Here is a 24956-nt window from a genome sequence, read left to right as displayed (position 1 = left end):
CCACGGGAATCGGTGCCTCGCCGGTGACCGGTGCAGGGGGTCGGGCTGGATCGCGGTGGCGTAGTCGCTGATCCGGTGGCGTTGTCGGTGGCGTGGTGCACACTGGCCAGATCAGTACCACGTCAGGGAGCGCACCGTGACCACGCCCACCGTGCCCGACGGAAAGGGGCCCTCGCCCCAGGGGATGTCGTCCATGACAGGGGGACCGTACCGCCGGGCCCAGGTCGACCCCCTCGCAGGCCTGCGCACGCCCACCGACCCGCCCTGGGACGTGTACCTCACGGGCACGGTCTTCCTCGACATCATCTTCACCGGCCTCGACTCGGCCCCGGTGCGCGGGACCGAGTCCTGGGCGCGCGGGATGGGGTCGAGCCCCGGTGGCGTGGCGAACATGGCCACCGCGCTGGCCCGCCTCGGCCTGAAGACGTCGCTCGCGGCGGCCTTCGGGGACGACCACTACGGCGACTACTGCTGGGACGCGCTGGAGCAGGGCGAGGGCATCGACCTCTCGCCGTCGCGCCGGGTGCCGGGCTGGCACTCGCCGGTGACGGTGTCGATGGCGTACGAGGGCGAGCGCACGATGGTCTCCCACGGCCACGAGCCGCCACCCGAGGCTGCGCTCATTCAAGAGGGGGCGCCGGACTGCCCCCCACGCGCGCGTGCCGCCGTCGCCTCCCTGGTGCCGGGCAAGCGGGCCCCCTGGATCGCGCAGGCCGCGCGCAGGGGCACCCGTATCTTCGCCGACGTCGGCTGGGACGACACGGGGGCGTGGGACCTGGCGGGGCTGGCCGACCTGGAGCACTGCGAGGCGTTCCTGCCGAACGCGGCGGAGGCCATGCGGTACACGGGCACCGAGTGCCCCCGGGAGGCGGCCCACGCCCTCACCGCACACGTCCCGGTCGCGGTGGTCACCCTCGGCGCGGAGGGGGCGTACGCGGTGGACGGCCGGACCGGCGAGACGGCCGTGGTCCCCGCGATCGCGGTGGAGGCCCTCGACCCGACCGGCGCCGGGGACGTCTTCGTCGCCGGCTTCGTCGCGGGCACCCTGGCCGACTGGCCGCTGGCGGACCGCCTGGCCTTCGCGGGCCTGACGGCAGCCCTCTCGGTCCAGGAGTTCGGGGGGGCGCTGTCGGCGCCCGGCTGGTCGGAGATCGGGGCGTGGTGGCGCAAGGTGCAGTCGCTTCAGGCGCAGGACCCGGAGGCCCTGCGCCGGTACGCGTTCCTGGCGGACCTGGTGCCGGAGGAGGAGACGAGACCGTGGCCGCTGCGGCGGGCGGTGCCGACGATCGGGTTCCGGCGGTCGGCTTGAGCTGAGCGTGCGGTCGGCGTGAGCTGACCGTCGGTTTCAGTCGTGACCTGGCCGTCCGTGTCAGCCGTGACCCGACCCGCCGTGTCAGCTGGGGGTGGCCGGCGTCAGCACCACGAAGTCCGCGCTCGCCGGGTCGAGACAGACGGCCAGCCGCCCGACCCCCTCGGCGTCCTCCGGCCCCATCTGCACGCTGCCGCCGTTCTCGGTGACCTTGGCGACTGCGGCGTCGCAGTCGGTGACGTTGAAGACCGGGTGCCAGTACGGCCGCCCGTTCGCCAGCGCGAGGTCCTCCTTCGCGAGCTCCATGAGCCCGCCCTGCATCCGCTCCTCGGGAAGCCCCTCAGGCGTGATGAGGGTGTACGCACCCCCGCCACCCGGCAGTTCCATGTCGCTGTACTGCCAGCCGAAGACACTGCCGTAGAACTCCTTCGCGGCCGCAGCGTCGCTCGTGTACAGCTCGGTCCACGACAGCGACCCCGGCTCGTCCGCCAGCTCGAAGCCCGCGTTCTTCCCCGGCTGCCACACCGCGAACTGGCCGCCCAGCGGGTCGTTGTACTGCGCCATCCGACCCCAGTCGTCGAGATCCCGCGGCGCCACGCGCACGGTGCCGCCGGCGCGCTCCACCGCCTGGGTCGTGGCGTCGGCGTCGGTGACCGTGAAGTAGATCATCCACGCCGAGCGCGCCCCCTCCTCGGTGAGCTTGCCCAGCCCGGCGACGGTCTTGCCGTCCTTCTTGAACATCCCGCCTTCGAAGTCCTCCGCCTCCCCCATGGACTCGTACTCCCAGCCGAGCACCGCGCCGTAGAAGGCCGCGGCGGCCCGGACGTCGGGAGCACCGAGGTCGAGCCAACAGGGGGAGCCGGGGGAGAGGTCGGTGGTGATCATGACGATGCCCTTCCGCAGATCCTGACCGCAGATCCTGTACGACCTCAGCCTGACACCGGCCACTGACACTCGCCCGTCGGATGCTCCCGGGGAGGGCGCGTCAGCCCGCCGTCACCGTCGTACGCACCGCCCCGTCCGGCCCCGCCACCAGCACCGGCGTCTGCGGCCCACCGAGATCCCGCACCGCCGCCCGATCCGCGTCCGACGCCGACTCCGCCTCCGTCACCACCGCCGCCGCCTCCAGCGACGTGGCCCCGGACGCCACCGCCATCGCCACCGCCGTCTGCAGCGCGCTCAGCTTCAGGGAGTCCAGGGCGACGGTCCCGGCGACATACGTACGGCCGGTCTCGTCCCGTACGGCCGCCCCCTCGGGCACGCCGTTGCGGGCCCGCGCGGAACGGGCCAGGGTGACGATCTTGCGGTCCTCGGGGTCAAGCGCACTGTTGTCGGTCATGACCTGAGCATACGAACCGAAGCCCGCCCTACCCGGCCACGGGGTACATCGCCCCCCGGCGCCCCTCCGGCGACGCCAGCCACTCGAGCTTCGCCGCCGTGTTCGCCTCGTCCAGCGGCGTGTGCAGCACGATCGACAGATCCGGCCGCACTGGCATCTGCATCACACTCGACTCCAGACACAGCAGCCCGACCAGCGGATGATCCAGCTCCTTGCGGATCTGCCCGGCGTCCTCGATGTCCCGCCGCTCCCACAACTCGGTGAACTCCGGGCTGGACGCCTTCGCCTCGGCCAGCACGGCCTGGAACCCCTCGTCGTCGGGCGAGGCCGAGCACAGGGCGCGGAACTGCGCCACGACCGTACGGGCGTTCTCGTCCCAGCTCTTCGACCGCGACCGGTACATCGGATCCGTGAAGAAGTCGATCAGGCAGTTCCACCGCTTGCCGGGCCGCATCCCGAGCACCGTCGCGGCGGCGTCGTTGTACAGCACGCCGTTGTAGTACTTGTCCATGATGTGCGCCGGATACGGCATCCACGCGTCGATCAGCCGCTGCAGCCCGTCGCACATGTCCCGCTTCTCGGGCGCCACTTCGGGCGCCGGCGGGTTCATCCCGGCCAGCAGATACAGATGCCGGCGCTCGGCGTTGCTCAGCCGCAGCACCCGGGCGACCGAGTCCAGCACCTGCGGCGACACCGAGATGTCCCGCCCCTGCTCCAGCCACTGGTACCAGGACGCGCCCACCCCGGCGAGCACGGCGACCTCCTCGCGCCGCAACCCCGGCGTACGGCGCCGCGCTCCGCCGTCCGGCAGGCCTGCCTGGGCCGGTGTCACCCGGGCCCGCCTGCTCCTCAGGAACTCACGCAGCTCCTGCCGTCGTCCACTCTTCAGCGTGCCCTCGGACACGTACAAGTCCCCCTCGTCCTCTGGCTGGTGGTGCCACCACCAGGACAACTTCCCGCTCCCCACGGCTATTCCGGCGCCAGCAGTCTCTTGCCCATGGCGATCGACACCGACCTCACCCACCCCTCGTCCCCACCGCTCGACACCCCCCGGCTGTCGACGCGCGACAAGCTCGTCCTGTTCGTCCTGTGCGCCGCCCAGTTCATGGTGGCGCTCGACTTCTCCGTCCTGAACGTCGCCCTCCCCGTCCTCGGCGCGGACCTCGGCATGAGCCCGTCGGCGCTGCAGTGGGCGGTCACGGCGTTCGCGCTGCCGTCCGGCGGCTTCCTGCTCCTCTTCGGCCGCATCGGCGACCTCTACGGCCGCCGCAAGCTGTTCCTCACCGGCCTCGCCCTGTTCGCCGCGGCCTCGGCGCTCGCGACGTTCGCCTGGGACCCGGCGTCGTTCCTCGCGGGACGCGCCCTGCAGGGCCTCGGCGCGGCGGTCATCGTCCCGACGGGCATGTCCCTGCTGACCACCACCTTCACCGAGGGCCCCGCCCGGGACCGCGCCCTCGGCATCTCCGGGACGCTGATGTCCCTCGGCTTCACCATCGGCATGGTCGCGGGCGGCGTCCTGACCGACGCGTTCGGCTGGCGCTCCACGATGGGCCTGCTCACCGTCTTCGCCCTGGTGGTGCTGCCGCTGGCGCCCGCGCTGCTGCCCGAGTCCCGCACCCCGCAGCGCCCGCACCTGGACGTACCCGGCGCGATCACCGTCACCGCCGGTCTGCTGTCCCTGATCTACGCCCTCACGACCGCCGCCGACCACGGCTTCGCCCGCGCCGACGTCATCACGACACTCGTCCTGGGCCTCGCGCTCCTCACCGCCTTCGCGGTCATCGAATCCCGCACCGAGGCACCCCTGGTCTCCCTGCCCATGCTGCGGCGCCGCACGGTGGCGTGGGGCAACCTGGGCGGTCTGGTCACCTTCTCGATGATGTCGACGGTGATCTTCGTGCTCACCCTGTATCTGCAGGAGATCCTGCACCTGTCGGCCTGGGAGACGGGCCTGGTCTTCGGCTTCCAGGGCGTGATGTCGGTGATCGCGGGCTCGCTGACCCCCCGGTTCATCAGCCGGCTCGGTGCCCGCCGCACCCTGGTCGTCTCGCTCACCGGTCAGGGCGCCTTCATCGTCGCCCTGCTCTTCCTGAACGCGCACACCTGGTCCGTCTGGCTCGCCACCGCCGCCGTCTCGCTGGCGAGCATGTTCCACCTGGGCGCGATCATCTCCTACGGCCTGACGGTCACCTCCGGCGTCCCCGACGAGGAACAGGGCCTGGCCACCGGCCTGGTCACCTCGACCCAGCAGATCGGCATCACGATCGGCATCCCCCTGCTGGGCGTCCTCGCGACGACCTCCGGCGACCTGCTGTCCGGGACCCGCACGGTGATGGGGATCGACGCGGCGATCGTCCTGGCCACGGCCGTACTGGTGGCGGTGGGACTGGGCACGGCGTCCCGCGGCGGGCGGAAGACGCGGGCCTGACGGGGGTAGGCCCGAGGGGCGTCCCGCGCGACCGGCGGAACATCACGCCGGTCGGTCGCGCGGGGCGCCCCACCCGTGCGCGGCAGCCGGCTCAGGCGCGGTCGAGGCGAAGCCGGTCGGCTCTCGGCAGACCGGCCACGACCAGGTCGTACGAGTCCTCGATGAGCTCCCGGACGAGGCGGTCCGGGAGCTCGCCGTCCACCGTCACCGTGTTCCAGTGCCGCTTGTTCATGTGGTAGCCGGGGGTGATCAGGCCGGGATGCTCGCCGCGCAGCCGGATCGCATCCTCCGGGTCGCACTTGAGGTTGACCTTCAGGGGCCGGGCGTCGATCCAGCTCAGGGCGAACAGCTTGCCCTGGACCTTGAAGACGGAGATCTCCGGGCTGAACGGGAAGTCCTCGACCGCCGCGTTGAACGACAGACAGAACTCGCGCAGCTCCTCGGGGCTCACTCCGCTCTCGCCTCTTCCTCGTCCGGCGCCACCGCCGGGACCAACGGCTCGACCAGCACCGTCACGATCTTGTTCCGGCGACCCGCCGCCGCCTCCGCCGTCAGCCGCAGCGCACGGCCGTCGGGCAGGTCGACCACGGACGACGCCCCGGCGATCGGCACCCGGCCCAGCGCCTTCGCCAGCAGCCCGCCGACCGTCTCCACGTCCTCGTCGTCGTACTCGTCGAGCCCGTACAGCTCGCCCAGGTCGGTGATGTCCAGGCGGGCGGTGACCCGGTAGCGGTCCTCGCCGAGGTCCTCCACCGGCGGCAGCTCGCGGTCGTACTCGTCGGTGATCTCGCCGACGATCTCCTCGAGGATGTCCTCGATGGTGACGATGCCGGCCGTGCCGCCGTACTCGTCGATGACGACGGCGACGTGATTGCGCTCCTTCTGCATCTCGCGCAGCAGGTCACCGGCGTTCTTGGTGTCCGGCACGAAGAACGCGGGCCGCATCGCCGTCGACACCAGCTCGCTCTCCGCGTCCCGGCTGATGTGCGTCTTGCGGACCAGATCCTTCAGATACACGATCCCGACGACGTCGTCCTCGTTCTCCCCGACGACCGGGATACGGGAGAAACCGGAACGCAGGGCGAGGGTGAGGGCCTGGCGGATCGTCTTGTAGCGCTCGATGACGATCAGGTCCGTGCGCGGGACCATGACCTCGCGGACCAGCGTGTCGCCCAACTCGAAGACCGAGTGCACCATACGGCGCTCGTCGTCCTCGATCAGCTGCTCCTGCTCGGCGAGGTCGACCAGCGCGCGCAGCTCCGCCTCGGAGGCGAAGGGGCCGCGGCGGAAGCCCTTGCCGGGGGTGAGCGCGTTGCCGATGAGGATCAGCAGATACGGGATCGGGCCCATGATCCGCGCGAGCGGCAACAGCACATACGCCGCCGCCGTCGCCGTGTTCAGCGGATGCTGGCGGCCGATGGTGCGCGGGGAGACACCGACGGCGACGTACGACACCAGGACCATGACGCCGATCGCGGCGAGCAGGGCCTGTGTGGTGCCGTCGATCGCTATCAGACACGCGTACGTGACCAGCGCGGCGGCGGCCATCTCACAGGCCACGCGCACCAGCAGCGCCACGTTCAGATAGCGGGTCGGGTCGGCGGCGACGAGCGCGAGCTTCTCACTGCCGCGGCGGCCGCTGCGTACGGCCTCGTCGGCGCGGAAGCTGGAGACGCGCGCCAGGCCCGCCTCCGCGCAGGCGGCGAGCCAGGCCACGACCACCAGGGCGATCGCACCGAAGACGAGGGGGAGGCTCATGACACGGTCGGGGCCGGCGACGGACCCGTCAGGCCCTTCTCCGAACGCCAGCCGTCCACGATGGCGGCCTGCAGACCGAACATCTCGGCCTTCTCGTCCGGCTCCTCGTGGTCGTACCCGAGGAGATGCAGCACGCCATGGACGGTGAGCAGTTGGAGCTCCTCGTCCATGGAGTGCTGCGTGGGCGCCTCGGCCCCCTGCTTGGCGGCGACTTCGGGGCACAGCACGATGTCCCCGAGGAGCCCCTGCGGCGGCTCGTCGTCGTCCTTCGACGGCGGCCGGAGCTCATCCATCGGGAAGGACATGACATCCGTCGGCCCCGGCAGGTCCATCCACTGGATGTGGAGCTGCTCCATGGCGTCGGCGTCCACGACGATCACCGAGAGCTCGGAGAGCGGGTGGATGCGCATCCGCGCCAGCGCGTAGCGGGCGATGTCGAGGATCGCCTGCTCGTCGACCTCGGTTCCGGACTCGTTGTTGACGTCGATCGACATGGTGCTGCTCGGTCTCTACTTCCCCTTGTGCCCGGACTTGCCCCGGCTCTGCCCCTTGTGGGCGCCGTTCTGGGTGCCGTGCTTGCTGTCGTACTTCTCGTACGCGTCGACGATACGGCCGACCAGCTTGTGCCGGACGACATCGTGGGACGACAGCCGGGAGAAATGGACGTCCTCGAGGCCCTCCAGGATGTCCTGCACCTGCCGCAGACCGGACTTGGTGCCGTCCGGGAGGTCGACCTGGGTCACGTCACCGGTGATGACTATCTTCGAGTCGAAGCCGAGGCGGGTGAGGAACATCTTCATCTGTTCGGGGCTGGTGTTCTGGGCCTCGTCCAGGATGATGAAGGCGTCGTTGAGCGTACGGCCACGCATATAGGCGAGCGGTGCGACCTCGATCGTGCCCGCGGCCATCAGCCTCGGGATGGAGTCGGGGTCGAGCATGTCGTGCAGCGCGTCGTACAGCGGGCGCAGGTAGGGGTCGATCTTCTCGTACAGCGTGCCGGGCAGGAAGCCCAGCCGCTCGCCCGCCTCCACCGCCGGCCGGGTCAGGATGATGCGGTTGACCTGCTTGGACTGCAGGGCCTGCACCGCCTTGGCCATCGCGAGGTAGGTCTTGCCCGTACCGGCAGGACCGATTCCGAAGACGATCGTGTGCTTGTCGATCGCGTCGACGTACCGCTTCTGGTTCAGCGTCTTGGGCCGGATCGTGCGGCCGCGCGAGGAGAGGATGTTCTGGGTGAGTACCTCGGCCGGGGTCTCCTGGCCGTCCATCTCACCGTTCTCACTCGCCCGGAGCATGGCGATCGAGCGTTCCACTGCGTCCTCCGTCATCGGCTGTCCGGTGCGGAGCACCAGCATCATCTCGTCGAACAGGCGCTGGATGAGGGCGACTTCAGCGGCGTCGCCGACCGCGCTGATCTCGTTGCCCCGGACGTGGATGTCGGCCGCCGGGAAGGCCTTCTCGATCACGCGCAGCAGGGAGTCGCCGGACCCCAGCACGGTCACCATGGGGTGCTGGGCGGGGACGGTGAACTGTGCTCTCGCCTGCCCCTGCGCGGGTGTGTGAGCTGTGGGTGTCTGAGTCATGGGCCGGCTCTGTAGGCCTTGCTCGTCCTCCTCGAAACGACGCGTCCGCCACAGGGGCGGCCTGGCGATTTCAAGGGTACGCCGGGCGACTGACAACGCCGTAGGACTTTTCACCGGGGAGGTCTTCACCGCGGAGCGAGGGTGGTCACGCCGGGTACCACCCCCGTCACGGCGGGAGGAGGGAAGCGGCTCAGAAGCCCAGCTTCCGCAGCTGCCGAGGGTCCCGTTGCCAGTCCTTCGCCACCTTCACGTGGAGGTCCAGGAAAACCGGCGTCCCCAGCAGCGCCTCGATCTGTTTGCGGGACTTGATGCCGACCTCCTTCAGGCGCTTGCCCTTGGGGCCGATGACGATGCCCTTCTGGCTGGGGCGCTCGATGTAGACGAAGGCGTGGATGTCGAGGAGGGGCTTGTCGGCGGGGCGGTCCTCGCGGGGGAGCATCTCCTCCACGACCACGGCGATGGAGTGGGGGAGCTCGTCGCGCACACCCTCCAGCGCCGCCTCGCGGATCAGCTCCGCGATCATGACCTGCTCCGGTTCGTCGGTGAGGTCACCGTCGGGATAGAGGGCCGGCCCCTCGGGCAGGAGCGGGACGATCAGGTCGGCCAGCAGGTCCACCTGCTGGTCCCCGACCGCCGACACCGGCACGATCTCCGCCCACTCGAAGCCGAGCTCCTTGCCGAGCCGGTCGATCGCGATCAGCTGCTCGGCCAGGGTCTTCGAGTCCACCAGATCGGTCTTGGTGACGATCGCGATCTTCGGCGTCTTCTTGATCGACGCCAGTTCCTTCGCGATGAAGCGGTCACCGGGCCCGAGCTTCTCGTTCGCGGGCAGGCAGAAGCCGATCACGTCGACCTCGGCCCAGGTGGTCCGTACGACGTCGTTGAGGCGCTCGCCCAGGAGCGTGCGCGGTTTGTGCAGGCCGGGGGTGTCCACCAGGATCAGCTGGGCGTCGGGCCGGTGCACGATCCCCCGCACCGTGTGCCGCGTCGTCTGCGGCTGGTTCGCTGTGATCGCCACCTTCTGGCCGACCAGAGCGTTCGTAAGAGTGGACTTGCCCGCGTTGGGGCGGCCCACGAAGCAGGCGAAGCCGGCGCGGTGGGGGGCCTCGGACGGCTCGGATGACTGACTGCGAACGCTCATGGCGCCCATTCTCCCTGATCCACAGAGCCCCGCCGTACATCCGACCGAGCGCCGCCCGCACTGTGAGATTCCGGAAACCCCCACGCAACGAAACCTCACGGAAACACACCTGTACGCGACCGGAAACGCTTCCCGGTGACCCTCTGACGAGCCACCGCACCGTGGGAGACAACCGTGACCCTTGCTGCCGCACAAGCCGCAGAGATCGACACCGGCGACACCGCCTGGCTGCTCGCCGCCACCGCCCTCGTCCTGCTGATGACCCCGGGCCTGGCCCTGTTCTACGGCGGCATGGTCCGCACGAAGAGCGTCCTCAACATGCTGATGATGAGCTTCGTGTCCATCGCCCTGGTCACCGTCGTGTGGCTGGCCTGCGGGTACTCGCTCGCTTTCGGCGACGACATCGGCGGCGGGCTCGTCGGCGGCCTCGAGCACGCCGGGATGGCGGGGCTCGGACCCGACAGCGTCCAGGGCACCGTCCCCACCGTCCTCTTCGCCACCTTCCAGCTCACCTTCGCGATCATCACGGCCGCTCTGATCAGCGGCGCGGTCGCGGACCGGGCGAAGTTCGGGGCCTGGGTCGTGTTCGTGCCCGTGTGGGCGCTGCTCGTATACGTTCCCGTCGCCCACTGGACCTGGGGTCCCGGCGGCTGGATCCTCGACCGCCTCGGCGCCCTCGACTTCGCCGGCGGTCTGCCCGTCGAGATCACCTCCGGTGCCTCCGGACTGGCGTTGTGCCTGGTACTCGGGCCGCGCCTCGGGTTCAAGAAGGACGCCATGCGGCCGCACAACCTGCCGATGGTCATGCTCGGCGCCGGTCTCCTCTGGTTCGGCTGGTTCGGGTTCAACGCCGGTTCGGCTCTCGGCGCCAACGGTCTCGCGGCCGCCGCCTTCCTCAACACCCTCGCCGCCGGCTGCACCGGCCTGCTCGGCTGGCTCCTCGTCGAGCAGAAGCGCGACGGCCACCCGACGACCCTGGGCGCGGCGTCCGGCGCGGTTGCGGGTCTCGTCGCGATCACACCGTCCTGCGGCTCCGTCTCGCTCCTCGGCGCCCTCGTCGTCGGCCTCGCCGCCGGTGTCGTCTGCTCCTACGCCGTGAGCTGGAAGTTCAAGCTGAACTACGACGACTCGCTCGACGTCGTCGGCGTCCACCTCGTCGGCGGCGTCATCGGCACGCTCCTCATCGGCGTCTTCGCCGTCGAGTCGATGACCGGCGGCACCGAGGGCCTCCTCTACGGCGGCGGGCTCGCCCAGCTCGGCAAGCAGCTGGTGGCCGTGGTCGTCGTGGCGGCGTACGCGTTCCTCGTCACGTACGGCATCGGCAAGGTCATCGACAAGGCGATGGGCTTCCGGGCGAGCGAGGAGCAGGAGCACACCGGCCTGGACCTTACGGTGCACGCCGAGACGGCATACGATCACGGCGTCCTGGGCCACGGCGCCCCGGTCACCTCGTCCGTCCCCTCCTCCGTCCCCGCCCCGCAGAAGGTCAAGAAGCAGGCATGAAGCTCATCACCGCGATCGTCAAGCCGTACCGGCTCGACGAGGTCAAGACCGCCCTCCAGGAAATCGGCGTGCACGGTCTGACCGTGACCGAGGCGAGCGGCTACGGCCGGCAGCGCGGCCACACGGAGGTGTACCGGGGGGCCGAGTACCAGGTCGACCTGGTGCCCAAGGTCCGGATCGAGGTGGTCGTCGAGGACGCGGAGTCCGACGCCGTGATCGACGCGATCGTGAAGGCCGCGCAGACCGGCAAGATCGGCGACGGCAAGGTCTGGGCGCTGCCGGTCGACACCGTCGTACGGGTGCGGACGGGCGAGCGCGGGCCGGACGCCCTGTAACGAACGCCCGGCCCGGCTTCCCTACGCCACGAAGGGGTCAGTCGAACACGAACGGGCCCGGCGACTGCGGCCCGGTCGCCGTGCAGGTGATGGTGAAGCCGAAGACGGTCATCTGCAGCGAGCCGCCGAAGGCCTCCAGGCTGTCTCCGGACGCGACGGTGCCACTGAGCGGGCCGACCTGGACGGGGTCGCCGGCGGCCATCGCCGGGTTCTCCGTGCCGGTGAAGGCGACGGTGCCGCCGCTCGCCTTCACCAAGGTGAGCGTCGAGGCGATCGAGTCCTCCGACAGCGCGATCGGCGCGGTGATCGCGGAGGAGTTGACGGTGATGGTGGCGGCGCTGCCGTCCTGGGTCGCCGTGAGGGTGGCCTCGCCGCCCCCGAAGCTGCCGCAGTCGGCGGTGATCGTTGCGGTGTCGGGGGTGACGGCGAGGGCGGCGGGCGCGAAGGCCAGTCCGGTGACCGCGAGGGCCCCGGCCGCCAGTGCCGCGCCTGCTCCGATGCGCATGCGTCTCATGGGGATCCGCTCCCTTTCGAGGTGGGGGAATTCCTGCGTGTGGGGGTGGGGGAACTGCTCGGCAGGTGGGTGCGGACAACCTGCGCGGAGAGCGTCGAGCTGAATCTGACGGTCCGTCGGATCCGTCGTTCCCATTGATGCGCGTGGGGCGAGGGTCGGCAAGGGTGATTTCCGGCCTCAACTACCCACGCGTCAACTACCGGCCCTCTCAAGCCCCTTGACCTGCAACGCCGCCTCGGTCAGCGTCGCCGGCCGCGCCCCCAGCACCCGCGCCCACGCACGGAGTGGCTTGTCGCGCCCACGCGGCGGAGCCGCATATGGATACAGCCCCGTGCCCCTTAGGGACGCCTAGTCGACGCTTCTGATACGGCCGACCAGCACCGCCCCCGCCAGCCCGACCACCGCCGCCACCAGATAGAGCACCCGGTATCCGCCGAGGTAGGTCACGATCGGCGCGGCGAGGGCCGGTGCCGCCACCTGCGGCAAGGCATTCGCCACGTTGATGACGCCGAGATCCTTCCCGCGGTCCCGCGCCTTCGGCAGGACGTCCGTCATCAGGGCGAAGTCGACCGACATGAACACCCCCAGGGCCACGCCCAGCAACGCCGCCACGACGATCGCGCCCGCCCATGTCTGCCAAGCCGCCAGCAGGGCGGTGGCCGCCGCCATCAGCACCCCGGACCACATCACGAACGGCTTGCGACGCCCCACCCGGTCCGACCAGACGCCACCGACGACGACCGTGGCCAGCAGCGCCACGCTGTCCACCGCGGTCAGGATCAGCACGCCCTGCTCGGGGTCGTCGTGGTGGAGGCGGTCCCGCAGGTAGTAGAGGAGGTAGAGGAGCACCAGCGCATTGCTGAGGTTGATCAGGAAGCGGGTCAGCCAGGCCCAGGCGAAGTCCGGGTAGCGGCGGGGGCTCAGCCAGAAGCCGCCGGCGAAGGACCGCCAGGACCAGGCCGGCCGGTCCGCGACCCCCAGCCTGAGATCCCGGTGGCGGAGCACATATGGCAGCACCCCCACCACCGCGAACACCGCGCACGCCGCATACCCCGCCGCGATCCCGCCCGCCGCCGTCGCCAGCCCCGTCCCGGCGACGGCCCCGAGGATCTGTGCCGCCCCCAACCAGCCGCCGACCGCGCCCCGTTGGAGCCGCGGCACCCGGTCCGGCACCGCCGCCGTCACGGCCGCGAAGGCGGCGTTCAGCGTCAGCTGGACCAGGCACCAGCCGACCGCCATGGTCCACAGCCCACCGGCCCCGGCGAGCACCAGCAGCGACAGCGCGCCGCCCGCCGCGCCGGCCACGATCCACGGCGTACGGCGCCCCCAGCGGGCCGTGGTGCGGTCCGACAGCGCGCCGAAGAACGGGTTCGCCGCCAGCGACACGGCCGCGCCCACGCCGGTCACCCAGGCCAGCAGCGTCTCCTTCGACATCCCCGTGCCGGGGGCGAAGTCCTCCGCCTGCTGGGCCAGCAGGATCTGCAGCGGGCCGTACCAGCCGACCCAGATCGCCACGTTGGCCAGCGACAGCGCCGCCGTCCAGCTCCGGCCGACGCGGTCGACCGGCTCGGCGAGGGCGTCCACCGTCATCCCTGCGCCCGGAGCACGTCCCGCAGCCAGCCGTAGGACGTCTTCGGGGTCCTGGCCAGGGTCTCGTAATCCACATGGACGAGTCCGAACCGGCGCGCGTACCCCTCCGCCCACTCGAAGTTGTCCAGCAGCGACCAGACGAAGTACCCGCGCACGTCCACGCCCGCCTCCAGCGCCTTGTGCAGCGCGCGGATGTGGCCGTCCAGGTAGGCGATCCGCTCCTGGTCGTCGATGCCCTCGTAACTGCAGCCGTTCTCGGTGATGACGACGGGCGGCAACCGGTCGCCGTACCGCTCACGGAAGCCGGTGAGCAGCTCCGTCAGGCCTTCGGGGACCACCGGCCAGCCGAAGTCCGTCGTCGGTACGCCCTCGATCTCCCTGACGGAGAAGGGCAGTTCGGCGGGCAGGCTCACCCCGCCGAACTCGATCTCGGTGCCCTGCGGGGCGCCCACGCGGGTCGGCGCGTAGTAGTTGATGCCGTAGAAGTCCAGCGGCTCCGCGATGACCTTCAGGTCCGCGACGATGTCCCCGGGCATCAACTCGCCGAGTCCGGCCGGGTACTCGCCCAGCAGTACGGGATCCGCGAAGAGACGGTTGAGCAGGACGTCGTAGAAGTCCGCCGCCTCCAGATCCGCCTGCTCCTGCGACGCCGGCCAGGTCGGCCCGTGCGAGTTGGCGATCCCGATGTCCGTGGCGCCGGCCGCGCGCAGGGCCCGTACGGCGAGACCGTGGGCCAGCAGCTGGTGGTGGGCGACGGGGAGGGCGTCGAAGAGCAGCTGCCTGCCCGGGGCGTGGGTGCCGAGGGCGTGGCCGAGGAGGGTGTGCTCGGCGGGTTCGTTGAGGGTGATCCACTTCTTGACGCGGTCGCCCAGGCGCTCGGCGACCACGGACACGTACTCGGCGAAACGGGCGGCCGTGTCCCGGTCGAGCCAGTCCAGGGCGGCCGGGAGATCCCAGTGGAAGAGGGTCGGCACCGGGCGGATGCCCGCCGCGCACAGCTCGTCCACCAGGCGGTCGTAGAAGTCGAGGCCCTTCGGTGCGTTCACCCGCGGCCACGAGATCGAGAAGCGGTACGCGTCCACGCCCAGGTCGGCGAGGAGCGCCACGTCCTCGCGGTAGCGGTGGTAGTGGTCGCAGGCCACCGCGGCCGTGGAGCCGTCCTTCACCTTTCCCGGCTCGGCCGTGAAGGCGTCCCACACGGAACGCTCGCGCTCGTCCACCGCGCCCTCGATCTGGTGGGCGGACGTCGAGACGCCCCACAGGAAGCCGGCCGGGAACTGAGGTATCGGTGTCGTCGCACCGCGCTCATCGATCGCCATGCGCCGGATCATCCGTACCGGCGGTAACGGAAGTCAACGTCCCGGCGTGAACTGCCCGTTACGCGCCCCTACGCTCCCTCCTTCAGCACCCTGGAGATCAGCTTGCGCTGCTCGTCCGTGAGCCGGGGATCGGAGCAGTACACCGTCTTGCCGTCCACGGTGATCTGGTAGCTGAAGCCGTCCGGAACCCCGATCGGGGGCGTGCCCCGGCCGTCCGCGACCGCGCGTTCGGCCAGGGCCTGCCACTCCTGGGCGTCGGGCCGCCCCGAGGTGTCCACCTCGGCGTGCCGCTCGATGCCCGCGAATCCGCCCGTGCGCCGTACCTGAATACGCATGGGTCCCTGTCTAGTACGGAGTCAGAGGATCCGCACCCCGACCTGCTCCCATGCCTTCTGTACGGCCTGGAGTTCCTCGCCGCCGTCGCCGAAGCGCTCGCGCGCGGCCTTGACGGTCAGCCCCGCGAAGTCGGTGAACAGGGCCCGGTCCGACAGCTCGCCGCCGGTCAGGACGTCGTACCAGATCTGTCCCGCCTTCTCCCAGGCGTGGCCGCCGAGCGCGGTGGCGGCCAGGTAGAAGGCGTGGTTGGGGATGCCGGAGTTGATGTGGACGCCGCCGTTGTCGCGGCCGGTGCGGACGTAGTCGTCCATGGTCGCGGGCTGCGGGTCCTTGCCGAGGACGTCGTCGTCGTAGGCGGTGCCCGGCTCCTTCATGGAGCGCAGGGCCTTGCCGGAGACGCTCGGGGCGAGGAGGCCGGCGCCGATCAGCCAGTCGGCCTCGGCGGCCGTCTGGCCGAGCGTGTACTGCTTGATCAGCGAGCCGAAGACGTCCGACATCGACTCGTTCAGGGCGCCCGGCTGGCCGTAGTACGTGAGGTTCGCCGTGTACTGGGTGACGCCGTGGGTGAGCTCGTGGCCGATGACGTCGATCGGGATGGTGAAGTCGAGGAAGATCTCGCCGTCACCGTCGCCGAACACCATCTGCTCGCCGTTCCAGAAGGCGTTGTTGTAGTTCTCGTCGTAGTGGACGGTGGCGTCCAGGGGCAGGCCGTCGCCGTCGATGGAGTGGCGGGCGTAGGCCTTGAGGAAGAGGTCGAAGGTGGCGCCGAGACCCGAGTAGGCGCGGTTGACCGTGGCGTCCTGGCCGGGCTCCTCGCCCTCGCCGCGGACCTTGGTGCCGGGCAGGGCGGTGCCGTGTTCGGCGTCGTAGATGCTGCGCAGCGGCTGGTCCGACGGTGCCTTCGCCGTCGGGGCGGCCGCGAGGGCGAACTCGGTCGTCACGCGGCGCCGGCCGCGCAGCTCGCTGTCGCGCATCAGGGTCCGCTGGGCGGGACCGGAGAGTGCGGGGTCGTCGTTCCGTGCCAGCTTGTCGAGGACGTGCGGCGGTACGACGGTGCAGAAGACGGGCTCGAAGCCCCCGTTCGTCGTCATGCCCGGCACCCTTGCACTGAGTCATGGGCGTGTCACTACCCGCAACCATGATTGGTGAAATATGCGGACAGCGGGCGGCACGCTCCGTGACGAAGTGGTATGGCGCACTTTTTGTCCTGTTCGTCCCCGTGGTCCCGCATACTGATACGGCACCCCGCACGGGGAGCGGCTCGGCTAGCATGCTGCGCATCATGCGTTTCGGGCTGCTTCTCCTTAGCTGCCGCGGCGAGGGCCTGTAGTCATAGGCCGACTCCCTCCCCGCGGAGCTTTGGCGTTGCGTCGTCGGCCGTCCTTCAGGACACCGGGACTGACCGGACTCACAGTAGGAGCCCACGCATCATGGCGAACCGCCAGCAGCCCAGCCGCATGCCGATCCACAAGTACGGCCGCTACGAGCAGGTCGACATCCCGGACCGCACCTGGCCGGCGAACCGGATCACCGTTGCCCCCCGCTGGCTCTCCACCGACCTGCGCGACGGCAACCAGGCCCTGATCGACCCCATGTCGCCCGAGCGCAAGCGCCGGATGTTCGACCAGCTGGTCAAGATGGGCTACAAGGAGATCGAGGTCGGCTTCCCGGCCTCGGGCCAGACCGACTTCGATTTCGTACGGTCGATCATCGAGGAGCCGGGGGCCATCCCCGACGACGTCACCATCTCCGTGCTGACCCAGGCCCGCGAGGACCTGATCGAGCGGACGGTCGAGTCGCTGAAGGGCGCCAAGCGCGCCACCGTGCACCTGTACAACGCCACCGCGCCGGTCTTCCGCCGGGTCGTCTTCCGCGGCTCCAAGGACGACATCAAGCAGATCGCCGTCGACGGCACGCGGCTGGTCATGGAGTACGCCGAGAAGCTGCTGGGCCCGGAGACGGAGTTCGGCTACCAGTACAGCCCCGAGATCTTCACCGACACCGAGCTGGACTTCGCGCTGGAGGTCTGCGAGGCGGTCATGGACGTCTGGCAGCCCGGTCCGGGCCGCGAGATCATCCTCAACCTGCCCGCCACGGTGGAGCGTTCGACGCCGTCCACGCACGCGGACCGCTTCGAGTGGATGGGCCGCAACCTCTCCCGCCGCGAGCACGTCTGCCTGTCGATCCACCCGCACAACGACCGCGGTACGGCCGTGGCGGCGGCCGAGCTGGCGCTGATGGCCGGCGCCGACCGCGTCGAGGGCTGTCTGTTCGGACAGGGCGAGCGCACCGGCAACGTCGACCTGGTCACGCTGGGCATGAACCTGTTCTCGCAGGGCGTCGACCCGCAGATCGACTTCTCCGACATCGACGAGATCCGTCGCGTGTGGGAGTACTGCAACCAGATGGAGGTCCACCCGCGCCACCCGTACGTGGGCGACCTGGTCTACACGTCCTTCTCCGGCTCCCACCAGGACGCCATCAAGAAGGGCTTCGACGCCATGGAGGCCGACGCGGCCGCGAAGGGTGTCACCGTCGACGACATCGAGTGGGCCGTGCCGTACCTGCCGATCGACCCGAAGGACGTCGGGCGGTCGTACGAGGCGGTCATTCGCGTCAACTCGCAGTCCGGCAAGGGCGGTATCGCGTACGTCCTGAAGAACGACCACAAGCTGGACCTGCCGCGCCGGATGCAGATCGAGTTCTCGAAGATCATCCAGGCGAAGACGGACGCCGAGGGCGGCGAGGTCACCGGCTCCGACATCTGGGCGGTCTTCCAGGACGAGTACCTGCCGAACCCCGAGAACCCGTGGGGTCGGATCCAGGTCAAGAACGGTCAGTCGACGACGGACACGGACGGTGTGGACACGCTGAAGGTGGAGGCGACCGTCGATGGCGTCGACACCGTGCTGTCCGGTACCGGGAACGGTCCGATCTCGGCCTTCTTCGACGCGCTGGCGAAGATCGACATCGATGCGCGGCTGCTGGACTACCAGGAGCACACGATGAGTGAGGGGGCGTCCGCGCAGGCCGCCTCGTACATCGAGTGTGCGATCGACGGCAAGGTTCTGTGGGGTATCGGGATCGATGCGAACACGACGAGGGCCTCGCTGAAGGCGGTTGTGTCGGCGGTCAACCGGGCGGCTCGTTGAGCGTCCGCTCCGGTGGGTGGGCCATGGACTGCTCGCCGTAGGCCCACCGGAGAGTGGGTGAGTGCGGGTCCGCCGTGGCTGGTCGCGCAGTTCCCCGCGCCCCTTTGGGGCGCGGGGTTCCGTCGTTATTCGGCCATCGGCCTGTGCAGGTCACGGAAAGGTCTCGTCCGGGGTAATGACTCTGCCTCCTTGATGTGGCTAACATCACGCAAGCGCGGCGATGTTGCCGCGGCGTTACGGAGGTGCGACGTGCTGCCAGGACGGGGACGAGACGGCCGTGCCGCCAGGCTTGCGCGCATCCTGGGCACCCGCATCGCGTGGTCGGCCGTCGGTGACGGCGAGTTCTTCTGTCCCGGGTGCGGGGGTGACCGCAACTATCAGCGGCTGAGCGGACATCGTCGCTTCACCCTTCTCGGGGTGCCCGTTCTGCCGCGTGGTGAGACCGGCCCTGTCGTGGAGTGCGCCGCCTGTCGTCGGCACTTCGGTACCGACGTCCTCGACCACCCGACGACCACCCGCTTCTCGGCGATGCTCCGCGACGCCGTCCACACCGTCGCCCTGGCGGTGCTGGCCGCGGGCGGCACCTGCGCCCGTCCGTCGCTGGAGGCCGCGGCGGCCACGGTGCGCGCGGCCGGCTTCGACGACTGCACGGAGGACCAGCTGAACGCCCTGGTCGAGGCGCTGGCGGCGGACACCGGGCGGGTCTTCTCCGAGCCCTGCGGGGCCGGGCTGGCCATAGAGCTCCATGAGGCCCTCGACCCGCTCGCCCCGCACCTCGCCCCGGTCGGCCGCGAGTCCATCCTGCTCCAGGGCGCCCGGATCGCCCTGGCCGACGGCCCCTACACGCCCGCCGAGCGAGACGTCCTGTCGACGGTCGGCGCCGCCCTCACCATCTGCGCCGAGGACGTGACCCGGCTGCTGGCCGCGGCGGCGCGCACACCGTCGTAGTCCTCAGCGGTCCGACACGGCCGGGTGCCCCGGCGCGGACGCCTCGGCCCGCGCGCCGATCTCCTCGTCGTACTGCGCGCCGCTCACGGCGATGAGCAGGACGACGACGGCGACGAGCACCTGCAGGCAGGCGCTGATGACGGCGCGGAGCCGGTACAACAGCGCGGCGGTCAGCAGGATGACGCCGCCGGCGATGCCCACATAGAGCCAGTTCGCGGTGAGGCTGATGTCGGAGTTGTCCGCGGCGGGATCGAACGGCTGCCAGCCGCTGTAGTCGATGCCGGCCAGGAAGGCCACGACGGCCCCGATCGCATCGAGGACGAGCAGCCCGACGGCCAGGGCGAGGTCCCCGGCGAGGGGCAGCCACCGGGGTCCGGAGCGCGGGGGCGGCACGTTCTCCCCGCGGAACTGCGGGAGGCCGGAGGGGCGGGGCACGGGGTCGGTCATGGGTACGAGCTTCCCTCGAAAGCAGGGCCGGGTCCTGAGTACCCGTACTCAGGACCCGGCGTCATGCGGACATCAGCTGTGAATCAGCGGCGAACCTCGGTTACAGGCCCATGCCGGTGAAGGTGCGCTCCAGGGAGTCGGCGTAGAGGCGGGCGCCGCCGATCTTCGGGTGGAACGACTGGGCCGACAGGCCGTAGTTGCTGAGAATCGGGTAGTCCGTGGCCGGCTCGTCCGAGTCGACCAGCGTCTTGACGATGCCGTGGACGGTCTCGGGGTTGCCGCAGACTGCCTTGCCCGCGAAGTTCTGCTTCGGGTTGGAGAACCACGCCTTGGCACCCTTGGCCTTCGCGTCGTCCACGGCACCCTGCATCGCGGTCGCGAGCGTGCCGGCCACGCTGCCCAGCCAGTCCGAGGACGAGGCGGACAGACCGATCTGGCCGACGCCGGGGATCGTGACGCTCATGCACGCGCCCCTGTCCTCGATCAGCGGCGGGTACCCCATCAGCACGATCTTGGCGTTCTGGGCCTTCTCGCGGATCTCCATCAGGACCTTGGTGATGTCCGGCCGGACGATCTCGTTGATGATGCCTACCGCGGCCTTCTCCAGCGGCTGCCCGATGAACTTGCGGTCCCGGCCGCCGACGGACTGGTCGACGTCGCCCTCTTCGAAGGTCTTGTCCTTGCAGTTGCCGCCGTTGAACGCGACCAGGCACTTCTGGATGATGGCGGAGAAGCGCGCGTCGTTGCCGCCGATGGAGACGGTGACCAGGGTGGTGTTCTGGTCCAGATAGCCCTTGTCGATCTGCGGCACCTCACCGCCGTTGGACTGCACCAGGCCGTTGTGCACCATGTTGTAGGTGCGGGCGCCGGAGCAGGCGATCAGGTGGTAGTCCATGGCGGTGCCGTAGCTGTCGGCCAGGGCGCCGACGGACTGCGAGCGGCCGGGGATCTTCGCCTGGCGCGACCACGCCTGGGTGGAGCGGTGGCAGGCGTTGCGGGTCTTCTTGTTCTGCTCGTCGAGGTAGTTGGTCTCCGGGTAGTAGTCCCGGTTGCCCTCGGACGCGCCCTCACCGGAGGAGTACGAGTCGCCCATGGCGACGACGAAGTCCTTCGGCTTGGCCGACAGCGGCTGGAAGGCCACCGAGTCCCAGGCGATGTCCTCGTCCCCGGTGCCGTCCTGGGTGTCGGTGTCGAGGGTCACCGACGGCGTGCCGGTGAAGTTGAAGACACCGAGGTCGACCCACTTGTTCGAGCGGATCCGCTGCGGGTGCACCCGCACGGCCGACTTGGAGTCGGTGCCGCCGACCCGGTAGGCGGCCTGCCGGGTGTGGGCGCCGTGGTCCGGCATGTGCACGAAGACGCGCATCCAGCCGCGCTGGGTGCCGCCGAGCGTCCACTTGCCGGCGACGTGCAGCCGCTTGCCGTCGGCGGTCGCACGCCAGCGGGTGTGGCCCATCCAGAAGTGGTTGTTGTTGCCCGCGCCGATCTGGTGCAGGTCGATCTTGGAGGGGTACTTGCCACCCTCGCCCGCGAAGGTGAACTGGAACGTGCCCCTCGAAGCCACGGTGCAGGTACGTCCCGAGGAGCCCGCCGGGATGCTGCCGCTGGGCAGGTCGTCCACGACCAGCGACCCCGACGGCAGACCGGTGTTGCAGCGCGGCGGGTAGGAGTTCTCGTCCGGCTGCTCGGGATAGGTGTCGTCGAACCGGTGGATCGGGTTGCCGCACCGGGCCTCGGTGGTGCAGTTCTTCCAGGCGACCCGCTGGTTCCACCAGCACTTCAGGTACAGCGGGTTGTCGTCGTGGGGGTCACCGGGCAGGACGCACGGGCCCTTGCCGTCGTCGTTGGAGGCGCCTTCGGTGATCTTCGTCGGCACGCAGTCGTTCTGCGAGCCGCAGAAGGTGAAGATGGGCGGCTTGGCCGACGTACGGGCGTCGTTGGAGTTCCACCAGGCGGCGCGGTAGCCGGCCTGCATGTCACCCGGCTTGAACATGGCGGCGATCGGACGGGCGGCCCAGCCGATCACCTTCTCCTCGTACGGCCAGTCCTGCGGATGCGAGGCGTGGCTGTAGTCGTCCTTGCCCTCGGAGTTCTCCAGGAACGGGGTCCTGTTCTCCTTCCACAGCGGGTTGGCCGGGTTGTTCGTCCAGCCCACGCCCCACTTGCCGTTCTGCGGCTGCGACTTGGGGTAGTACCCCGAGTTGTACGCCCACAGCGCGTAGAACCAGTTCTCGATGTACTTCGGATGGCCGTCGTTGATCTCCAGGCCGTCCTTGCGGGTGGTGTTCCACTTCTCGATGAGGATGTTGACACCCGCCGCGATGTTCGCCGCGTAGTCCAGCGCCACGGCCTCCTGCTGGGCCGTGGTCTTGGGCTTCTCGTCCTCCTTCTCCTTGCCGTGCATCCGCATGCCGTCGGTGACCTGCGTGATGCCGTAGCCGCAGTCGGCCTCGGCGAAGTTGATTGCCCAGGGGTCCTGCTGCTGGCCGTTGGAGGCGTACTCGACGCCGTAGAAGTTGCCGATCAGCGAGTTGGCCGTGACGCCGGGCACCGCCAGCCGGGTGGCCTGCCACATGTTCGACTCCTGCGCCGTGATGCCGAGCATCACCTGCGCGGGCACGTGCCAGTCCGCGCCGGAGCCGCCGGCCAGCGGCGTCAGCGGGAACAGCGTCTGCGGCGCGTAGGCCGCCATGCCGGTGTTCTTCCAGTTCGCCGGCCGCGTCGCACTCTTGTTGAGCTTGCCGACGACGGCCTGGTCGACGGCCCACTCGACCTGGCGCGGGGTGGGCTGGAAGGCCTGCTTCTTGGGGTCGTTGCGCGGGACCGAGCAGTAACGGTCGGCTTCGACCGTGTCGTTGGCCGCCGCCCGTGACGAGCCGCCGGCCCTGGCGCCCTGCGCGAGCAGGACCGGGCTCGTCTGCGTTCCCTTGCTGATCTCGCGCTGCCCGCCGACCGGGTCGGAGCCGGGGGGAGCGTCCAGGACGACGGTCTTCCGGGTATCCAGCGCCTTCACCGTCGTACGGACGGTGCGGGCGTCCAGGGCCTCCTCCGGGCGGATCCGGGAGTCCTTGCCGTCCGCCCAGCGCGTCGTGACGACGGCCTCGCCCCGGCTGGAGACCCGGGCGTCCTTGTCGATGCCACCGGGGTTACGCAGCACGCTACTTGCGGCGCGTGAGGTGGAGGCGGCCTTGCCGGTCACGTACACCGTGCCCGAGGGCGTGGCGGTGAGGTCGAACTCGGCGAGCTTGCCCCGCGCGAGCCCGGCGGGCTTGCTGCGGCCGTCGGCTCTCTTGATCTGTGCGGCGCTGACGCGGGAGACCGTGGCGGTGTTCTCCGCCGCCGCGGCGCCGCGCGTCTTCGCCGCCTTGGGGTCCGCGTCGATGAAGGTGACACCGCCGTCGGCGTCGGCCTTGAGCTGGAAGGGCCAGGCCTTCGTGGTGGCGAGGTCGCGGGTCTTGCCGGCCTTCACGGTCACGATGTGGTTGCCGGCGGCGGCGACGATGCCCTGGTCGGTGGGTACGGCCGAGGTCACCTGACCGGTGACGGTCTGCTTGGTGCCGACCTTGCCGGTCCGGGCGTCGACCGTGACCAGCCGGGTCTGGTTCTTCGCCGACCGGTCGTCGGTCAGCGCCGTGAAGACCGCCTCCTCGCCCTGGCCGCACCCCGGCGAGAAGTAGCCCAGCGTGGCCTGGAACGGCAGCTTGGTGACGCGTCCGTCGGTCAGGTCGACGACGGCGGTGAACGCGCCGCGCGTCATCAGCTCGGGCTTGTTGGTGAAGGTGCGGGGCGCGTAGGCGACGGCCGCGTACTTCCCGGACTCGGTCAGACAGGCGTTGCCGATCCAGGCGTCGGTGTCGAAGCCGGGCTCGGACAAGGTCGCCGCGGTCTTCCAGGCGTACCCCCGCTTCTCGTCGGCGACGAGGACATGGAAGCCGGTCGCGTCACCGGAGGTGGTGAAGGCCTGGTCGGACGACGTCCGGTAGTCCTCGCCGAGGACGTCCGCGCGTCGGTCGGCCGGAACGGCCGTCGGCTGGTCACCGGGCTTGGTGCCCGGGTCGCGGGCGGCCCGTGCCGACCAGCCCTTGGCTTCCCCCTGCGGGTCGGCCGCAGCGTATGCCTGCGTCGTGGCGACACCGGCGGACAGCGCCATGGTGAGGGCTGCCGTCACCGGTATCCGCGCACGCCGCAGCAGCGCGTTGCGTATCAACGTGGAATCTCTTCCTGCGAAGTTCAGCGTTCCCATTGCAAAGGGAACGCACGGCGCAGTCAGCGAAGGAGAGAGCGGCGGTCGCGCGGGCCGAGTGGTCGCGTGGTCACCGGCCGCACTGGTCAGGTTGCGGCCGTGCCGGGCACATGGGTGTGACGGGCAACTAGGTGAGACGCAAGGCGTCGCGAGACATAGCGCAGCATTCCCCCGTGAAAAGCGCGCGTTGGGAACCGATGTTCGGTTCAGTGGTCACGTGGAACGTACCAGGTGGGCACGATGCGTGTCACCCACACTTTTCACAGCGTGCTCACACGTGACACATAACACGCCTGCTCCGGCTGTCCGAAGATCTGACGGAGGGTATGGTTTCGCTGACCACTCAACCGCCGCGCTGTGCAACTGCACACATTCTGGCGGAGTTTCACAGCCTTACAGGGGGAACCACCATGTCCCGTGCGCTCGTTCGCAGCCTCGCCGCCGGCGCCGCGCTGCTCACCACCGCGTTCGTGACTCCCGCGGCCACCGCCGCCACGCCCACCGTCGACGAACTGCGCGTGGCGGGGACCAGCGTGCAGCTCACGCCGACCGCCTCCGAGCAGACCAAGGCCATCGCCGCGCAGAACAAGGCGTCCGTCAGGGCGACCGCCACCATGTGCGGCTCCGGCTACAAGCTCCACGTCGCCGAGCGCCTGCCCGACTCCCGCCGCTACGGCACCCTGTTCACCTACACCAAGACCAACAGCCAGGGCTTCTCCGGCGCTTGCGCCGTCTTCGACAACAACATGCCGGGCGGCATGAAGATGAAGCTCAAGCTGTGCCCGAACCGGGTCAACCCCACCTGCAAGGTCGACGAGGGCCTCTTCACCCAGTACGCCGGCCCGGTCAAGATCGAGGGCAGCCATTCCTACGTGTTCTGCTCCAAGGTGACCGCCATCATGTGGGACGGCATCGCGGGCCCGGCCATCATCGACGCCGTACGCACCGCCACTCCCTGCGACTGACGGGCGCCGGCACACGACGACCGGTTGCTGCCGGGTGAGGGGAAGA

General features: G+C 70.0%; 22 protein-coding genes. 7 read left to right on the top strand and 15 right to left on the bottom strand.

Translation table 11 applies throughout. The features are described from left to right. Positions 1-184 precede the first annotated feature (184 nt). The gene (locus tag ACQEV2_RS13910) at positions 185-1309 is read left to right on the top strand and encodes a carbohydrate kinase family protein (RefSeq protein WP_433054433.1); all 1125 of its coding nucleotides are present in this window, start codon (positions 185-187) and stop codon (positions 1307-1309) included. 84 nt (positions 1310-1393) lie between these two features. Here ACQEV2_RS13910 and ACQEV2_RS13905 read toward each other — a convergent pair whose 3' ends face one another. The 3 genes from ACQEV2_RS13905 to ACQEV2_RS13895 form a co-directional block, all read right to left on the bottom strand. Continuing rightward, positions 1394-2194 (bottom strand): VOC family protein, encoded by an 801-nt coding sequence (locus ACQEV2_RS13905; protein WP_433039895.1) that lies wholly within the window; start codon positions 2192-2194, stop codon positions 1394-1396. Between the two features lie 100 nt (positions 2195-2294). Further along, positions 2295-2648 carry a cytidine deaminase gene (locus tag ACQEV2_RS13900; RefSeq protein WP_433039893.1) on the bottom strand — a complete coding sequence of 118 codons (354 nt, stop codon included), beginning with the start codon at positions 2646-2648 and terminating at the stop codon, positions 2295-2297. Positions 2649-2676: 28 nt separating this feature from the next. Beyond that, positions 2677-3552 (bottom strand): helix-turn-helix transcriptional regulator, encoded by an 876-nt coding sequence (locus ACQEV2_RS13895; RefSeq protein ID WP_433039891.1) that lies wholly within the window; start codon positions 3550-3552, stop codon positions 2677-2679. 93 nt (positions 3553-3645) lie between these two features. Between ACQEV2_RS13895 and ACQEV2_RS13890 the strand changes: the two genes are divergently transcribed. After that, a complete protein-coding gene (locus tag ACQEV2_RS13890) occupies positions 3646-5076 on the top strand; it encodes an MFS transporter (RefSeq protein WP_433039889.1) in 1431 nt (476 codons plus the stop codon). Between the two features lie 91 nt (positions 5077-5167). Here ACQEV2_RS13890 and ACQEV2_RS13885 read toward each other — a convergent pair whose 3' ends face one another. From ACQEV2_RS13885 to era, 5 genes are all read right to left on the bottom strand, one after another. After that, complete coding sequence (locus ACQEV2_RS13885; RefSeq protein ID WP_433039887.1) at positions 5168-5527, bottom strand: MmcQ/YjbR family DNA-binding protein; 360 nt, start codon at positions 5525-5527, stop codon at positions 5168-5170. Next, positions 5524-6834, bottom strand: coding sequence for a hemolysin family protein (locus ACQEV2_RS13880; protein WP_433039885.1), 1311 nt, complete (start codon positions 6832-6834; stop codon positions 5524-5526). The genes ACQEV2_RS13885 and ACQEV2_RS13880 overlap by 4 nt, the downstream gene beginning before the upstream one ends. Then, positions 6831-7328 carry an rRNA maturation RNase YbeY gene (gene ybeY / locus ACQEV2_RS13875; RefSeq protein WP_031476933.1) on the bottom strand — a complete coding sequence of 166 codons (498 nt, stop codon included), beginning with the start codon at positions 7326-7328 and terminating at the stop codon, positions 6831-6833. The genes ACQEV2_RS13880 and ybeY overlap by 4 nt, the downstream gene beginning before the upstream one ends. Positions 7329-7343: 15 nt before the next feature. Next, positions 7344-8417 (bottom strand): PhoH family protein, encoded by a 1074-nt coding sequence (locus ACQEV2_RS13870; RefSeq protein ID WP_433039882.1) that lies wholly within the window; start codon positions 8415-8417, stop codon positions 7344-7346. Between the two features lie 190 nt (positions 8418-8607). Beyond that, the gene (era, locus tag ACQEV2_RS13865; protein WP_433039880.1) at positions 8608-9558 is read right to left on the bottom strand and encodes a GTPase Era; all 951 of its coding nucleotides are present in this window, start codon (positions 9556-9558) and stop codon (positions 8608-8610) included. A gap of 174 nt (positions 9559-9732) precedes the next feature. Here era and ACQEV2_RS13860 point away from each other — a divergent pair, with 174 nt between their 5' ends. Then, on the top strand, positions 9733-11061 hold the full coding sequence (locus ACQEV2_RS13860; RefSeq protein ID WP_433039878.1) for an ammonium transporter: 1329 nt from the start codon (positions 9733-9735) through the stop codon (positions 11059-11061). Further along, entirely contained in the window at positions 11058-11396 is a 339-nt protein-coding gene (locus ACQEV2_RS13855) for a P-II family nitrogen regulator (RefSeq protein WP_433039876.1), read from the top strand. Before ACQEV2_RS13860 ends, ACQEV2_RS13855 begins: the two co-directional genes overlap by 4 nt. A gap of 37 nt (positions 11397-11433) precedes the next feature. Here ACQEV2_RS13855 and ACQEV2_RS13850 read toward each other — a convergent pair whose 3' ends face one another. The 5 genes from ACQEV2_RS13850 to ACQEV2_RS13830 form a co-directional block, all read right to left on the bottom strand. After that, entirely contained in the window at positions 11434-11910 is a 477-nt protein-coding gene (locus tag ACQEV2_RS13850) for a hypothetical protein (protein WP_433039874.1), read from the bottom strand. Positions 11911-12258: 348 nt separating this feature from the next. After that, positions 12259-13500, bottom strand: coding sequence for an MFS transporter (locus ACQEV2_RS13845; RefSeq protein ID WP_433039872.1), 1242 nt, complete (start codon positions 13498-13500; stop codon positions 12259-12261). Further along, complete coding sequence (locus tag ACQEV2_RS13840) at positions 13497-14831, bottom strand: GH1 family beta-glucosidase (RefSeq protein WP_433039870.1); 1335 nt, start codon at positions 14829-14831, stop codon at positions 13497-13499. The genes ACQEV2_RS13845 and ACQEV2_RS13840 overlap by 4 nt, the downstream gene beginning before the upstream one ends. Before the next feature lie 56 nt (positions 14832-14887). Next, a complete protein-coding gene (locus tag ACQEV2_RS13835) occupies positions 14888-15154 on the bottom strand; it encodes a protealysin inhibitor emfourin (protein WP_398830137.1) in 267 nt (88 codons plus the stop codon). 21 nt (positions 15155-15175) lie between these two features. Beyond that, positions 15176-16246, bottom strand: coding sequence for a M4 family metallopeptidase (locus ACQEV2_RS13830; RefSeq protein ID WP_433039868.1), 1071 nt, complete (start codon positions 16244-16246; stop codon positions 15176-15178). A gap of 339 nt (positions 16247-16585) precedes the next feature. Between ACQEV2_RS13830 and leuA the strand changes: the two genes are divergently transcribed. After that, positions 16586-18307 (top strand): 2-isopropylmalate synthase, encoded by a 1722-nt coding sequence (gene leuA / locus ACQEV2_RS13825; protein ID WP_433039866.1) that lies wholly within the window; start codon positions 16586-16588, stop codon positions 18305-18307. A 249-nt stretch (positions 18308-18556) separates the two neighbouring features. Then, a complete protein-coding gene (locus ACQEV2_RS13820; protein ID WP_433039864.1) occupies positions 18557-19255 on the top strand; it encodes a TerB family tellurite resistance protein in 699 nt (232 codons plus the stop codon). 3 nt (positions 19256-19258) lie between these two features. Here the strand turns inward: ACQEV2_RS13820 and ACQEV2_RS13815 are convergent, their stop codons facing one another. Both ACQEV2_RS13815 and ACQEV2_RS13810 read right to left on the bottom strand, forming a co-directional pair. After that, on the bottom strand, positions 19259-19702 hold the full coding sequence (locus ACQEV2_RS13815) for a DUF6234 family protein (protein ID WP_433039862.1): 444 nt from the start codon (positions 19700-19702) through the stop codon (positions 19259-19261). A gap of 100 nt (positions 19703-19802) precedes the next feature. Further along, entirely contained in the window at positions 19803-23909 is a 4107-nt protein-coding gene (locus tag ACQEV2_RS13810) for an SGNH/GDSL hydrolase family protein (protein WP_433039860.1), read from the bottom strand. 446 nt (positions 23910-24355) lie between these two features. Here ACQEV2_RS13810 and ACQEV2_RS13805 point away from each other — a divergent pair, with 446 nt between their 5' ends. Continuing rightward, complete coding sequence (locus ACQEV2_RS13805) at positions 24356-24910, top strand: hypothetical protein (RefSeq protein ID WP_433039858.1); 555 nt, start codon at positions 24356-24358, stop codon at positions 24908-24910. Positions 24911-24956: the final 46 nt, after the last annotated feature.

The organism is Streptomyces sp. CA-251387 (assembly GCF_050936625.1).
Lineage (GTDB): Bacteria > Actinomycetota > Actinomycetes > Streptomycetales > Streptomycetaceae > Streptomyces.
Note: the sequence above shows the minus strand (reverse complement) of the source record. Positions and strands in the feature narration are given on the sequence as shown.

Coding starts and splice junctions, on each gene's coding strand:
- ACQEV2_RS13910 (WP_433054433.1), top strand. CDS start 185: ATGTCGTCCATGACAGGGGGACCGTACCGCCGGGCCCAGGTCGACCCC.
- ACQEV2_RS13905 (WP_433039895.1), bottom strand. CDS start 2,194: ATGATCACCACCGACCTCTCCCCCGGCTCCCCCTGTTGGCTCGACCTC.
- ACQEV2_RS13900 (WP_433039893.1), bottom strand. CDS start 2,648: ATGACCGACAACAGTGCGCTTGACCCCGAGGACCGCAAGATCGTCACC.
- ACQEV2_RS13890 (WP_433039889.1), top strand. CDS start 3,646: ATGGCGATCGACACCGACCTCACCCACCCCTCGTCCCCACCGCTCGAC.
- ACQEV2_RS13880 (WP_433039885.1), bottom strand. CDS start 6,834: ATGAGCCTCCCCCTCGTCTTCGGTGCGATCGCCCTGGTGGTCGTGGCC.
- ybeY (WP_031476933.1), bottom strand. CDS start 7,328: ATGTCGATCGACGTCAACAACGAGTCCGGAACCGAGGTCGACGAGCAG.
- ACQEV2_RS13870 (WP_433039882.1), bottom strand. CDS start 8,417: ATGACTCAGACACCCACAGCTCACACACCCGCGCAGGGGCAGGCGAGA.
- era (WP_433039880.1), bottom strand. CDS start 9,558: ATGAGCGTTCGCAGTCAGTCATCCGAGCCGTCCGAGGCCCCCCACCGC.
- ACQEV2_RS13855 (WP_433039876.1), top strand. CDS start 11,058: ATGAAGCTCATCACCGCGATCGTCAAGCCGTACCGGCTCGACGAGGTC.
- ACQEV2_RS13850 (WP_433039874.1), bottom strand. CDS start 11,910: ATGAGACGCATGCGCATCGGAGCAGGCGCGGCACTGGCGGCCGGGGCC.
- ACQEV2_RS13845 (WP_433039872.1), bottom strand. CDS start 13,500: ATGACGGTGGACGCCCTCGCCGAGCCGGTCGACCGCGTCGGCCGGAGC.
- ACQEV2_RS13840 (WP_433039870.1), bottom strand. CDS start 14,831: ATGATCCGGCGCATGGCGATCGATGAGCGCGGTGCGACGACACCGATA.
- ACQEV2_RS13835 (WP_398830137.1), bottom strand. CDS start 15,154: ATGCGTATTCAGGTACGGCGCACGGGCGGATTCGCGGGCATCGAGCGG.
- ACQEV2_RS13830 (WP_433039868.1), bottom strand. CDS start 16,246: ATGACGACGAACGGGGGCTTCGAGCCCGTCTTCTGCACCGTCGTACCG.
- leuA (WP_433039866.1), top strand. CDS start 16,586: ATGGCGAACCGCCAGCAGCCCAGCCGCATGCCGATCCACAAGTACGGC.
- ACQEV2_RS13815 (WP_433039862.1), bottom strand. CDS start 19,702: ATGACCGACCCCGTGCCCCGCCCCTCCGGCCTCCCGCAGTTCCGCGGG.
- ACQEV2_RS13805 (WP_433039858.1), top strand. CDS start 24,356: ATGTCCCGTGCGCTCGTTCGCAGCCTCGCCGCCGGCGCCGCGCTGCTC.